At 64.6% G+C, this 12745-nt stretch carries 14 protein-coding genes; 3 read left to right on the forward strand and 11 right to left on the reverse strand.

From position 1 onward, the window contains the following. Window positions 1–3 precede the first annotated feature (3 nt). The 6 genes from B0G57_RS09495 to B0G57_RS09520 form a co-directional block, all read right to left on the reverse strand. A complete protein-coding gene (locus tag B0G57_RS09495; RefSeq protein ID WP_018442372.1) occupies window positions 4–1044 on the reverse strand; it encodes an aspartate carbamoyltransferase catalytic subunit in 1041 nt (346 codons plus the stop codon). A 121-nt stretch (window positions 1045–1165) separates the two neighbouring features. After that, window positions 1166–1681, reverse strand: coding sequence for a bifunctional pyr operon transcriptional regulator/uracil phosphoribosyltransferase PyrR (gene pyrR, locus B0G57_RS09500; RefSeq protein WP_018442373.1), 516 nt, complete (start codon window positions 1679–1681; stop codon window positions 1166–1168). Further along, window positions 1668–2102 carry a Holliday junction resolvase RuvX gene (gene ruvX, locus B0G57_RS09505; protein ID WP_018442374.1) on the reverse strand — a complete coding sequence of 145 codons (435 nt, stop codon included), beginning with the start codon at window positions 2100–2102 and terminating at the stop codon, window positions 1668–1670. The genes pyrR and ruvX overlap by 14 nt, the downstream gene beginning before the upstream one ends. Beyond that, entirely contained in the window at window positions 2099–2677 is a 579-nt protein-coding gene (locus B0G57_RS09510; RefSeq protein WP_018442375.1) for a YqgE/AlgH family protein, read from the reverse strand. Before B0G57_RS09510 ends, ruvX begins: the two co-directional genes overlap by 4 nt. A 231-nt stretch (window positions 2678–2908) precedes the next feature. Beyond that, entirely contained in the window at window positions 2909–4282 is a 1374-nt protein-coding gene (locus B0G57_RS09515; protein WP_035469148.1) for a hypothetical protein, read from the reverse strand. Between the two features lie 62 nt (window positions 4283–4344). Then, window positions 4345–4515 carry a rubredoxin gene (locus B0G57_RS09520; protein ID WP_018442377.1) on the reverse strand — a complete coding sequence of 57 codons (171 nt, stop codon included), beginning with the start codon at window positions 4513–4515 and terminating at the stop codon, window positions 4345–4347. 188 nt (window positions 4516–4703) lie between these two features. Here B0G57_RS09520 and B0G57_RS09525 point away from each other — a divergent pair, with 188 nt between their 5' ends. After that, window positions 4704–5570 carry a hydroxymethylpyrimidine/phosphomethylpyrimidine kinase gene (locus B0G57_RS09525; protein ID WP_018442378.1) on the forward strand — a complete coding sequence of 289 codons (867 nt, stop codon included), beginning with the start codon at window positions 4704–4706 and terminating at the stop codon, window positions 5568–5570. Between the two features lie 8 nt (window positions 5571–5578). On the opposite strand, the gene B0G57_RS09530 is transcribed toward B0G57_RS09525, so the two are convergent. The 4 genes from B0G57_RS09530 to B0G57_RS09550 form a co-directional block, all read right to left on the reverse strand. Then, complete coding sequence (locus B0G57_RS09530; RefSeq protein WP_018442379.1) at window positions 5579–6103, reverse strand: helix-turn-helix transcriptional regulator; 525 nt, start codon at window positions 6101–6103, stop codon at window positions 5579–5581. A 204-nt stretch (window positions 6104–6307) separates the two neighbouring features. Then, window positions 6308–7948, reverse strand: coding sequence for a chaperonin GroEL (gene groL / locus B0G57_RS09535; protein ID WP_018442380.1), 1641 nt, complete (start codon window positions 7946–7948; stop codon window positions 6308–6310). 40 nt (window positions 7949–7988) lie between these two features. Further along, window positions 7989–8279 carry a co-chaperone GroES gene (groES, locus tag B0G57_RS09540; RefSeq protein WP_018442381.1) on the reverse strand — a complete coding sequence of 97 codons (291 nt, stop codon included), beginning with the start codon at window positions 8277–8279 and terminating at the stop codon, window positions 7989–7991. A gap of 1762 nt (window positions 8280–10041) precedes the next feature. Continuing rightward, window positions 10042–10455 (reverse strand): hypothetical protein, encoded by a 414-nt coding sequence (locus B0G57_RS09550; RefSeq protein ID WP_102606796.1) that lies wholly within the window; start codon window positions 10453–10455, stop codon window positions 10042–10044. 284 nt (window positions 10456–10739) lie between these two features. Here B0G57_RS09550 and B0G57_RS09560 point away from each other — a divergent pair, with 284 nt between their 5' ends. Both B0G57_RS09560 and B0G57_RS09570 read left to right on the forward strand, forming a co-directional pair. Further along, complete coding sequence (locus B0G57_RS09560; protein WP_018442384.1) at window positions 10740–11015, forward strand: hypothetical protein; 276 nt, start codon at window positions 10740–10742, stop codon at window positions 11013–11015. A gap of 775 nt (window positions 11016–11790) precedes the next feature. Beyond that, window positions 11791–12117: a hypothetical protein gene (locus B0G57_RS09570; RefSeq protein ID WP_026229987.1), complete on the forward strand. Its 327-nt coding sequence runs from the start codon at window positions 11791–11793 to the stop codon at window positions 12115–12117. 171 nt (window positions 12118–12288) lie between these two features. Here B0G57_RS09570 and B0G57_RS09575 read toward each other — a convergent pair whose 3' ends face one another. Continuing rightward, a complete protein-coding gene (locus tag B0G57_RS09575) occupies window positions 12289–12570 on the reverse strand; it encodes a DUF6566 family protein (protein WP_146013375.1) in 282 nt (93 codons plus the stop codon). Window positions 12571–12745 lie beyond the last annotated feature (175 nt).

Genomic DNA, 12745 nt, shown 5'->3' on the forward strand with positions numbered 1-12745 from the left:
GCTTCAATCGTTGTTGCCGGCCACGATGCTCATCACGGCCATGCGCACGGCGATGCCGAACGTCACCTGATTGAGGATCACCGATTGCGGGCCGTCGGCCACCTGCGAATCGATTTCGACGCCGCGATTCATCGGCCCCGGATGCATCACGATCGCATCGGGCTTCGCGCGCGCAAGGCGCTCGGGCGTCAAGCCCCAGCTCTTGAAGTACTCCTGCGCCGAAGGCAGCAACGCGCCGCTCATGCGTTCGTTCTGCAGTCGAAGCATGATGATGACGTCGACGTCCGCCAGCCCTTCGTCGAGATTGTGGAACACGCGCACGCCCATCTGCTCGAGGCCGCCCGGCAACAGCGTGCGCGGCCCCACGGCCCGCACCTCGGGCACGCCGAGCGTGGTCAATCCGTGGATGTCGGAACGCGCCACGCGCGAATGCAAAATATCGCCGACGATCGCCACACGCAGGTTCGTGAAGTCGCGCTTGTAGTGGCGAATCGTGTACATGTCGAGCAGGCCCTGCGTCGGGTGCGCATGGCGGCCATCGCCCGCGTTGATGACATGCACGTGCGGCGCGCAATGCTCGGCGATCAGATAAGGCGCGCCGCTCGACGCATGCCGCACGACGAACATGTCCGCATGCATCGCGGAAAGATTGTTGATCGTGTCGAGCAGCGACTCGCCCTTGCTCGTCGACGAGGCGTTGATGTTGAGATTCAACACGTCCGCCGACAAGCGCTTCGCGGCGATCTCGAACGTCGTGCGAGTGCGCGTCGAATTCTCGAAGAAGAGATTGAAGACCGATTTGCCACGCAGCAGCGGCACCTTCTTCACCTCGCGATCGGTGACGCTGACGAACTGCTCCGCCGTATCGAGAATGTGATTGACGATCGCACGCGGCAGGCCCTCGATCGTCAAAAGGTGCTTCAATTCGCCGTTCTTCGTGAGCTGCGGGTTACCCTTGAGGAAACCGTAGCGAAAACGGTCTGGCGATGGGCTCGTACCGGCTCGGTCGCCGTTGTCGGCTTGGCCCGCGTTGACGATGTTCATCTTTCTGTCTGTTGCCTGTTTCGAACTTGAGTTGACTGTTTGCCGGTCGTTTCGCTAGCCGCTATCGGACGATGCGATCGCCCAACACCCCTACGAATCGAGGAGTGGAGGCGACAAAGCCTCAGTCGCTGCGCGGCTCCGTGCGGAACGAAAAGCGTGTGTCGGCTTCGCGTACGAGCACGAGCGTCGTATCGCCCGCGAGATCGACGCGGCCGCCGACGAACCGCGCCGCAATCGGCAATTCGCGGCCACCGCGCTCTGCCAGCACCGCGAGCTCGACCGCGGCGGGACGGCCGTAGTCGTAAAGCTCGTTGATCGCCGCTCGCACGGTGCGGCCCGTGTAGAGCACATCGTCGACGAGCACGATCCTGCGGCCGTCGACGTCGAACGGCAAGGAAGTCGGGCTCGCCTGGCTGTGCAGGCCTTTCTTCGCGTAATCGTCACGATGGAGCGCGACGTTCACGACGCCGAAGCCCTCGATTCCCAGGTCATGCGCGAGCCGCTCAGCGAGCCATGCGCCGCCGCTATGAATGCCCGCGAGCGCGGGACCGTCGGGCTGCCCGAATGCGTTGCCGTAGGTGTCGCGAACCTGCGCGAGCAACGCGCGATAGAACGCTTCGGCGTCAATGCCATTCATGGGAGAGGCCGTCCAGATATTGTTGAAGAATGATGCGCGCCGCTTCAGCATCGAGCATGTCGGCACGCCCACCGCTCGCGCGCAGGCCCGCTTCGGCTTCGACCGAAGAATATCGTTCGTCGACCCAGTCCACCGGAAGATTAAAACGGCCGTTCAACTGATTGCCGAAACGTTTCGCGAGCCGCGTCATCTCATGCGGCGTGCCGTCGGGATGGCTCGGCAGGCCCACGACGAGCGCGTCAGGCTTCCATTCGCCGATCAGCTTGCCGACGGCCGCGAAGCGGGCTTCACGATTGGGATTCGGAACGACGGCGAGCGCGCGAGCCTGTCCGGTCAGCGCATTGCCGATCGCGACGCCGATGCGCTTTTCGCCATAATCGAACGCAAGCAGCGTCGCCTCACGCCCGACGGGCTTGCTCATGCGTGTCCCGCGTCGCCCGACAGCATCGATGGCGACACGCCGAGCAGCGCAAGCGCCGCTTGGAAGCGCTCTTCGGCGGGCACCTCGAAGACGATGCGCGGATCGGCTTCGACCGTGAGCCAGCCGTTCTTCGAGATTTCTTCTTCGAGCTGACCCGCGCCCCAACCAGCATGGCCGAGCGTGAGCAGGAAACGTTGCGGACCTTTGCCGCTCGCCACGGCTTCGAGCACGTCTTTCGACGTCGTCATCTCGAGGCCGCCCGTGACCGCCATCGACGACGTGTACGAACTGCCCTCGACGGGCTCGTGCAGCACGAAGCCGCGTTCGGTTTGCACGGGGCCGCCGAAATAGACGGGAACATGCAGCAGCGGCTCGATTTCGAGCTTGAGATCGATGCGGCTGAAGAGCGACTCGAGGTCGATATCGGTCGGCCGGTTGATGACGAGGCCGAGCGCTCCGCGATCGCTGTGATCGCAAAGGTAGACCACCGTTCCTGAAAACGTCGGGTCCGCCATGTTCGGCATGGCGATCAGGAACTGGTTCGTCAGGTTGATGCGATCGTTACTCTTAGGCATGGTACGAATTTTAGCAAAGACAGTGCGGAATAGCCCCCCTGACTTAGCGGGGCCGGCGCGGAAACGCACGAAGCGCGCCAATGCACCAAATATGCGAAATACGCCGCGCGGCGGACGGACGGCATGCCGTTCATCGGAGACACTGAAGACACTCTATCACGGTCGTTGTCCGCCCCCGCCGAAGCGCGGCGATATCAGACTGGCCAGGCGAAGATAGTGAGACGGCGACGGTCAGGAGGCGCGCCCGGCCGGAATCGGCTGGGTTCGCTCGATCGCCTGGGCGATCGTCTTGAAAGCCGCGTTGGCGTCCGGAGGTGCCACACCGGCCGCCACGCGCAGCAGCATCGCGCGCAACGCCTCGGTGGCGCCGTCGATTGCGGCGGGCTCGGGCGCCCTCGCGGGTGCGGCGCTTTCACGCGCGTGCGCCGTCAGCCGCCAAGCGAGCCCCAATGCCTCGGCCAGCGCCGCAATGTGGCCGAGCCCCAACGCGCAGGCGGCGGCGCCCAGCCGGTACGCCGCTTCGGCCGATTCCCTGGCCTCCATCGCCGAGCCGGGCACGACGCTGCCATCGGGCTTACCCGCGCGTGTCGCGAGCTTGGCCATTGCGCCGTCGGCAGTCTGCAAGAAATCCTCGTACGCGCTTGCGTTGATCGACAATGCACCGATCTCGCGCACGGCCGCATCGTCCTTGACCGCTCTTTGCTCCGCCTCGGCCGCGCCGGCCTCCCAGGCCACTTCGGACGCCAACGAGCCGGCGACATGCCAATCGACCGTGAGCCCGTAGTCGCTCAGTAGCGTGACGTCGTCGGCATCTTCGGCCGCCGCCCCATAGAGCGCGTAGTCGCGCCAAAGCAACGCAAGCGCCGCGCGCACGAACGAGCGCGGCGCCACCGTGAGACCGCGCGCTTCGTCGGCGAGCAGCAGATTGCAGCGCGCATAAAAACGCTTCGCATCATCGTTGCCGGACGTCGCCCGGCCTGCGAGGCGCAACGCGCGTGCGCAACGTGCCGCAAGGCGCCACACGTCGTAGGGATCATTGCCGGCAAGTTCCGCGAGGCATCGATCGAGCTCGTCGAGCGCGGAAGCCGTCGATTCGCGCGCGCGCAGCAAGGCGAGCAAAGCGTCCTCGTAGACCGCCCGCAAGCGGGCAAGCGGCTGCGCTGGCAGCGAACGCATCATTGCGGGAGCGATGGGCCGGCCCGCTAGCGCGAGGTCCTCATAGGCGACTTCGGACGCATTCGCCTGGTGGCTGACGATATCCGCATTGAGTGCGCGGTAGTGGCCGAAAAGCGTCGGCGAGCAGGCGAGCTCGCGCAGATTGCGGCGTGTCAGTGCAGCGCGGAAATCGCCGAGCGCCAAACCGAACCGCTGCGCGACCTCACCGTCCGCGAAGGGTGACGCGAGAACCAGCGTGTCCGCAAAGCGCTGTGCCGGCAGCCATCCTGCCTGCTTCAGCGCGCTCGCGGCCCGAAGAAGCGGTGCACCGACCGCCGCGTGGGATTCGAACGCCGTTCGCGCTTCCGCCAGCGCGGTTTCGGCCGCGCGAACGGCTGCTCCGCGAGGATTCGGCAAGGCTTCGAGGGCGGGCGAGGCGGAAGGTGTCATGGGAATCGCATCGCGGCACGGAAACGGCATGCTTGCCGCTTGCCGTCGCTATGCTCGTGCGGTCAGATCTGGACCATTTCGAAGTCTTCCTTGCGTGCCCCGCATTCCGGACAAGTCCAGTTCACCGGCACGTCTTCCCATTTCGTACCGGGAGCGATCCCCTCATCTGGCAATCCCGCTTCCTCATCGTAAATCCAGCCGCAAATGAGGCACATGTAGCTTTTGAATTCCATTCTTTTGCCGCGTCGACAGGTCCGTTGATCGAAAGAGCCATGATGGTACCGTCTTTGCCGCCGCGCTGGATAGCCTCTTTGCGCAACGCAGCAAGCCACCGAGGCGGATTCGGCCGCATAATTGAGCCGATTGCGGCATCAACGCGCCGCCCGTTTTCAAAGCTTGCGACTTCACCCACGTTCCTTCCATGCCCAGCACCGCCCCGCCCATCGTTCTCACTTTCGGTCTGTCCGACCCAACCGGCGGTTTCGGCCTTCAGGCCGATTTACTGACGCTCGCCAGCATGGGCTGCCATGGCGTATCCGTGCTGACGGGCTACACCGTGCGTGATTCGGCCAATTGCGACGAAGTGACGGGTCTCGACCCCGATGTCGTTGCCACGCAAGCCCGCATGCTGCTCGAAGACATGCCGATCGCTGCCTTCAAGGTCGGCGCCGCGACGAAGGCCGAGGTGGTGAGCGCGATCGCGGAAGTCGTCGCTGACTATGACGATGTGCCGCTGATCCTGGCGCCCGATTTCACGCTCGACGATGAGCATGTGCTCGCGGCCGACGAGCTGCGGGAATCGATCGCCGAGTTGCTTGCACCCCAAACTACCCTGCTCGTCGCGGATCAGACGACGCTCGCCGCGCTCGCTCAACCTGACGGCGATGCCGAATCGCCGAGCCTCGACGCGGCCATCGCGCATTTGCTCTCACAGGGCACGGAGTACATTTTGTCGATGCAAGCCGGCACGCATCGGCTCGTCAATACGCTCTTCAGCGAAGACGGTCAGTTGCGGCAGGACTTGTGGGACCGCCCGTCCTATCGGGTGATGGGGATGACCGACACGCTCGGCACCGCGATTGCCGCCCTGCTTGCGAACGGCCAGGAACCGGCTGAAGCGGCGCGCGAGGCGCAGGAATACCTCTTTCAGACCGCGCTGCACGCATTTCGTCCAGGCATGGGCGCCTACCTGCCCGATCGGTTCTTTTGGGCACGCGACGACGAGGGCGACGAACCTCGCCCGCCGGCTCCAGGCGACGCCTCTCACCCGAAGCCGCCACCCGCCTGAGCAGGCCTTCACGCGACGAGTTCACCCACCTGCCGTTGCACGCCGGGAATAGCCTGACGGACCGCCTTTGCGAGATTGATCTGCATGGCGGTCGCCGCGACCTCGACAAGCCCCGCCTTCAGCTCGTAAGTGCCACGGGTTTGCAGCCAGCTCAGGATGTCCGCGAGATGCCATATTGCCGTCGTGCCGCAGTGCACCGGCGCCGGGAAATTCCTGGCGTGGGAAATCATGAGCTTGCGCATGTTCTGCCGCGTCACACCAATCACCTCGGCAGCGTCGGTCAAGCCGACGAAGTCGGGCACGGCCTCGATGAGGCGGGCGCCCGGAAGCGCGCGCCTGACATCGGCGAGCGCGCTGACGAAAGCGGCCTCGGCCGACGCGGCCTCACGCGCGAACTCGAGCGCAACACGCCCCGATTGCCCCATACCAACGAGCGCATCTTCGCATCCAGCCGCTCCGAGACGCTCCATCAAATCGTCGAGGTCGCCGTGCCCGTCCTGCAACTGGTACTTCAGGGTAAAGGTGTATTCCATCTCTAATTCCTGCCTGGCATTCGCCGAACATGATGCCAATTGATCTCCGCCAACCGCGGCGGGTGAATTCGCAAGAGGATAAAGGCGAACCCATAGGTTGTCAAACGACAACCTATGGGGCAAGAAAAACCCCGCATCGCTGCGGGGTCGTTCTGAGGGATGCGCCTTGCGGCGCACCCCGGCATGTGTAGTCGGCTACGCCGATTACATGTCCATGCCCATGCCGCCCATGCCGCCGGGCATACCAGCGGGACCAGCGGCTTCCTTCTTCGGCAGCTCGGCGACAGCGGCGTCGGTCGTGAGCAGCAGACCCGCCACCGAAGCCGCGTTTTGCAGCGCCGTGCGCGTGACCTTCGTCGGGTCGACCACGCCGGCCTCGACGAGGTCGCCGTACTCTTCCGTCGCGGCATTGAAGCCGTAGTTGCCCTTGCCGTCGGCAACGGCCGCCACGACGACACCCGGCTCCAGGCCGCCGTTCGTCACGATCTGACGCAGCGGCTCTTCCATCGCCCGAAGCACGATCTTGATGCCGGCGTCTTGGTCTGCGTTCGCGCCCTTCAGGCCGTCGATCGCCGTGCGAGCGCGGATCAGCGCAACGCCGCCGCCAGGAACGATGCCTTCTTCAACGGCGGCACGCGTAGCGTGCAGCGCGTCTTCGACACGTGCCTTCTTTTCCTTCATTTCGACTTCGGTTGCGGCACCGACCTTGATGACGGCCACACCGCCAGCCAGCTTCGCGACACGCTCTTGGAGCTTTTCGCGGTCGTAGTCCGACGTCGCTTCTTCGATTTGCGTGCGAATTTGCTTCACGCGCGCTTCGATGTTCTTCGCGTCGCCCGCACCGTCGATGATCGTGGTGTTTTCCTTCGCCACCTCGATGCGCTTCGCTTGACCGAGCTCTTGCAGCGTCGCCTTTTCGAGCGTCAGGCCCGTTTCCTCGGCGATCACTTGGCCGCCCGTCAGGATCGCGATGTCCTCGAGCATCGCCTTGCGACGATCGCCGAAGCCAGGCGCCTTGACCGCAACGGTCTTCAGGATGCCGCGGATGTTGTTGACGACGAGCGTGGCGAGCGCTTCACCTTCGACATCCTCAGCGATGATGAGAAGCGGACGGCCGGCCTTCGCGACTTGCTCGAGCACCGGCAGCAGATCGCGGATGTTCGAGACCTTCTTGTCGTGCAGCAGCACGAACGGGTTCTCCAGAACAGCGACTTGCTTGTCCGGGTTGTTGATGAAGTACGGCGAGAGGTAGCCGCGATCGAACTGCATGCCTTCGACGACTTCGAGCTCGTCGGCGAGCGACTTGCCGTCTTCGACCGTGATCACGCCTTCCTTGCCGACCTTGTCCATCGCTTCAGCAATGCGCGAACCAATCGATTCGTCGCTGTTCGCCGAGATCGCGCCAACTTGCGCGATTTCCTTGCTCGTCGTGCAGGGCTTGCTGATCTTGCGGAGCTCTTCGACAGCGGCCGTCACGGCCTTGTCGATACCGCGCTTCAGGTCCATCGGGTTCATGCCCGACGCGACGTACTTCATGCCTTCGCGGACGATCGACTGCGCGAGCACCGTCGCCGTCGTCGTGCCGTCACCGGCGTTATCGCTCGTCTTGGACGCGACTTCCTTCACCATCTGAGCGCCCATGTTCTGGAGCTTGTCTTCGAGTTCGATTTCCTTCGCGACCGACACGCCATCCTTCGTGACGGTCGGGCCGCCGAAGCTGCGCTCGAGGACGACATTGCGGCCCTTCGGGCCCAGCGTGACCTTCACTGCGTTGGCCAGAATGTTCACGCCTTCGACCATCTTGGCACGAGCGCTGTCGCCGAATACGACGTCTTTAGCTGCCATCTTCTAACTCCTTGAAATCTTTGTGGAATACGAACCTGAATTACTTCTGGACGACCGCCATGATGTCTTCTTCGCGCATCACGAGCAGTTCCTGGCCCTCGACCTTCACGGTCTGGCCGGCGTACTTGCCGAAGAGCACACGATCGCCAACCTTGACGTCGAGCGCGATTTGGTCGCCTTTGTCGTTGCGCTTGCCCGGCCCGATCGCGAGCACTTCGCCTTGATCCGGCTTCTCGGCCGCGGCGTCAGGAATCACGATGCCCGAGGCGGTCTTGGTTTCCTGATCCAAACGCTTCACGATGACGCGATCGTGCAAAGGACGAAGGTTCATACATACTCCTCTCTGATTGAGACTGAAGGACGCTGAGGTAGACCCGCCCAGCGAACCGGGCGGAACTTGTTAGCACTCACGTGCAGCGAGTGCTAATTATATGGACGGGATCCGGGGAATTCAAGAAGGGTTCGATTAGAACTTTTTCCGGCGTCGGGGCTTCCAACCACTCTCAATTTGTCAGCTCGAGCATTCGCTTGCACGGGCCCGGCAGGCATGGTGAATGCGTCACCTGCATCGTGTCGTCGCCAAGTGTGGACCCTCCCGCAAAAGCACGCCGGACGGCGACTCAGGCCACCCGTCCACATCGGCCACGAAGATGGCGAGCGTTTTCCCAGCTGAGGCTTAGCATAGGCTCATAACCGCTCTCCATTGCCGTGGGCGGACCAGGGGCTCGAGCTCGCAGGGCGGTCCCGCGGCTCATTCCAATGAGCACTCCGCAAGGAGACGGCAGATGAATGTAGCGAATGAAAGGATCAGACGAAACGATACAAAGCGTTTTGTACCGTTCAGGCACAACGAGTTTGCGCACTACGATTACAGTCCAGATAGCTCGGATGCAGACGTCAAGGCTGGGCCGCCTGTGCGGCGCAAACGTCTTGGGCTTCAGGTTGCGGCAGCAAGCGCATTGGTTGTCGGGGTGATGGGTGTCATCGCGTATGGCGATCGGTTCGGTAGTGACCAGGCGCTCGGGATCATCGGACTCAGGTCGTCAGCGCCACATACGTGGTCCGGTCAGATCGCGCAACCACCAGCGCCTCCCGCTCGCGGACCCGCTGTTGAAAGCGCCGGGGTCGCCCCGCCGCCTGTGTCTTCCGCTCCGCCCAATCATCGCGTTGAGCCTGCCCCGGATTTTTCTGCTGCGCCGCAGTCGGTTGCGCGAGTGCCTGAGCGAGCACCCTCTGCCGCCACACAGAATCGCCGCCATCCGGCGCCGCACGCGAAAACGATCGTGCGGCATGCGCCCGAGATCACGCGGCCCGCGCTGCCAAGGCAGCAAGCGTCTTCGCCCGACGATCTGGCGAGATCACCGTCGCCTCCTACGCAGGGAAATGCAATCGGCAGGTCTAACCTCGCCCCGCGCGCGTCCGCTTCGCTCAATCACCCGAGCGCACCATCTCAAAGTCCTCCTTCTCCGCAGCTGAGTGAAGGACGGCCTTCAGGCGGTTATAGCGGAGCTGCTTTAGGCGAGGGAGGTTCGGGCGCAGCCAGTCCAACTTCGGGTGGTCCGAGTGCGGCTGGTCCGAGTGCGGCTGGTCCGAGTGCAGCTGGTCCGAGTGCAGCTGGTCCGAGTGCCGCTGGTCCGAGCGCGGCTGGTCCGAGCGCAGCTGGTCCGAGCGCAGCTGGTCCGAGCGCAGCTGGTCCGAGCGCAGCTGGTCCGAGCGCGGCCGGTCCGAGCGCCGCCGGTCCGAGCGCCGCCGGTCCGAGCGCCGCTGGTCCGAGCGCGGGCACAGGCGGTCACGGCGCTGGGAGTTCCGGCGCAGGCGGTTCCGGCGCTGGCAGTTCTGGCGCTGGCAGTTCCGGCGCTGGCAGTTCCGGCGCTGGCAGTTCCGGCGCTGGCAGTTCCGGCGCTGGCAATTCCGGCGCTGGCGGTTCTAGCGCGGGCGGTTCGAGCGCTGGCGGTTCGAGCGCTGGCGGTTCGAGCGCTGGCGGTTCGAGCGCTGGCGGTTCGAGCGCTGGCGGTTCGAGCGCAGGTAGTTCCGGAGCAGGCAGTTCTGGAGCAGGCGGCGGTTCGTCGGGCGCGGGTGCAGGCGGCCACGGCTCAAGCGGCGGTGCGGGTGCTGGCGGCGCTGGCGGTGCGGGTGCTGGCGGTGCGGGTGCTGGCGGTGCGGGTGCTGGCGGTGCCGGTGCTGGCGGTGCGGGCGCTGGTGGTGCCGCTGGTGGTGCCGGCGCTGGCGGTGCCGGCGCTGGCGGTGCGGGCGCCGGCGGTGCGGGCGCTGGCGGTGCGGGCGCCGGCGGTGCGGGCGCCGGCGGTGCGGGCGCCGGCGGTGCGGGCGCTGGTGGTGCCGCTGGTGGTGCCGCTGGTGGTGCCGCTGGTGGTGCCGGTGGTGCCGGTGGTGCCGGTGGTGCCGGTGGTGCCGCTGGCGGTGCCGCTGGTGCCGCCGGTGGTGCCGCTGGCGGTGCCGCTGGTGGTGCCGGCGCTGGCGGTGCCGGCGGTGCGGGCGCTGGCGGTCACGGCGGAGGCAGTTCCGGCGGCGCAGGCGGTCACGGCGGCGGCGGTTCGGGCGGAGGCGGCAACGGCGGAGCCGGGGGCGGAGGCGGTCACGGCGGCGGGTCGCGGTAGTCGGCCGCCTTGTGCGGGTCGTCCTTCGGGTAAGAGACGAAGAAACGTCGCACGTTCGACGCCTGTCAAGGCTGACAGGCAGACAGGTCGGATTATTGCCGGCGGAGCGGCCCAGGTGCCACCATTGCGGGTCGCTCCTTCCAAGCCCCGACAATGCATCTGGCCCGCACGTCCAAATGAAGCTCGTCCGCTACAGCGCCAACGTGCTGGTAACCATTGTGATCGGCGGCGTCCTTTCGCGGTACGTCAGCGGCCTGCCCTACGAATTTCCCCCGCTACCGGCGTCCATTGCGTTCGTCATGCGCAAGCTGGGCATCGATACCGTAAAGAACGCCGATGATGTAGAGACGATCGGGCTACTCGTCATCATCGTTGCATCCTTCATCGTCGCTGCTGTGCTGGTTTGGGCCCTGAACCGACTGCTCCGTCGCTGGCAACTTGGGCACGGCTAGTAACAGTCTATAGGGCGTACCGTCCGGTCAATGATTGCTGCCGCGTTCCCTCGGCGCTTCCGGCGGTGCGCCCCGAGGGCTTGGCGCCGGCGCGATTGGCGCGGGGCGCGGAGGCATGTGCGGGGGCGCTGCGGCTGGCGGCGGGGCGGCTGGCGGGCCGGCAGTCACCGGGCCGCGGCCTCCCTGTCCGCCGGGGCGGTGTCCGTCCCCATCCCTGTCGCGCCAATGGTCGTGGTCATGCCAGCGATGCCGTTCCTCGCCACGATCCCAATCGCCGGAACCACCAAAGCCGCCGAAACCAAAATACGTCGTGTACGGCTCGTAATACGGCGGAGGCGGGCCATAGCCATAGCCGTACCCATAGCCAGGTTGTTCATAGCCTGCGTAGTCACCGGAATAAGCCGCACAGGCGCTCAACAGTCCTACGACTGAAGCAACGGCCAATGCACGCAGAGGGAATTGACGGGTAAAGACTCTCACGCTCATAACCCTACGACAATCTTTCGCGCGCCGCGTGGCAAGGCAATTTGTAAAGTTTCGTATCGATTCGCCGCCAAGCGAACTTCGACATCGATGGCAGCAACCATCCCGCAGACGTTCCAACAACCACGGATACCAACGGAAACAAATACGCTCAGCCCTGCCGGCCGACGTCACCTAGACTGAAAGAGACCATCCGTTGACGGCCGTTTCGACGCCTGTGCAAGGCCGGTGCCGGTTCGCGTCTGATGTCAGCGGATGGCGTCGACTGAATAGGTTCAAGGAGGCGTTCATCATGTTGCAGACCAATGAAATCCAAAAGCGCTTCAGCCATTTGCAGCAAACGATCAGCGAGGCGTCGCGGACCCTTCATTCAAACCAGTCGGTTCCACAGGACCTGATGGATTGTATGGACGAACTGGACAGGGAATGCCAGTCAGCCCAGGGAGCGATGAGCTCTCAGGATGAGGATCGCATTCGCCAATGCGTCGACGATATGGAGCTGCTAGGCGATCGCGCCGAACAAGCGTGCCAGCAGGCTGGTAGCCTGGACGGCAGCGTCAGGCAAGCGGTGACCTCGATACACGACGAGCTTTCCGACTTCAAGAGGCAGATGCATTAATCCTTCGTCGTAGTGCTCAAATCTAACGAGCGATCTCGGCACGGCGCGGCGCCGGGATCGCCCGATGCCGTAGCCGCACGTAATCGCCGCACAGCTTCCCGATCCTCAACGACGAACGGCTCAACCGCTCGACCCATCGCAGCCTCTTGGCCGTATTCGTCGGCGCCGCCCTCAATGTCCCCTGGCCGGATTGCGCGCGTCGAGCGGCACGCGATCGCGAAGGTCCAGCAGATGCCGCGCACGTTCGAGCCCATCTCGAATCGCTTCTTCGCGGGTAGCCCAATAAGGTTCCACTGTCTCCGGCGCCTCGAGCGGCACCGGCTCGCCGTCGCGCGTCACGCTGATCTGCGGGAGCCACTGCCCGCGCCCGACTTGCGTTGCCTCGGCGACAATCAAGTAACCATTGTGCTCGTAGCGTTCGGCGGATCCCTCAGGCGGGAATAACTTCTCCATCGTGGCCCTCCAGTTGTACAGCGCCGGCGCGCAGCGCGCGGCCAGCGCCGCGGGTAGGCAGCCGGTACACGATTTACTTCGCATTTCGACCGCGGACATCTCTCCTAAGCAACCTTCGAGCAAGCTGCACCGCCGCCGTCATCACACGGCATCCGTTCCTCTTCCCATCGCAACA

The organism is Trinickia symbiotica, from assembly GCF_002934455.1.
Lineage (GTDB): Bacteria > Pseudomonadota > Gammaproteobacteria > Burkholderiales > Burkholderiaceae > Trinickia > Trinickia symbiotica.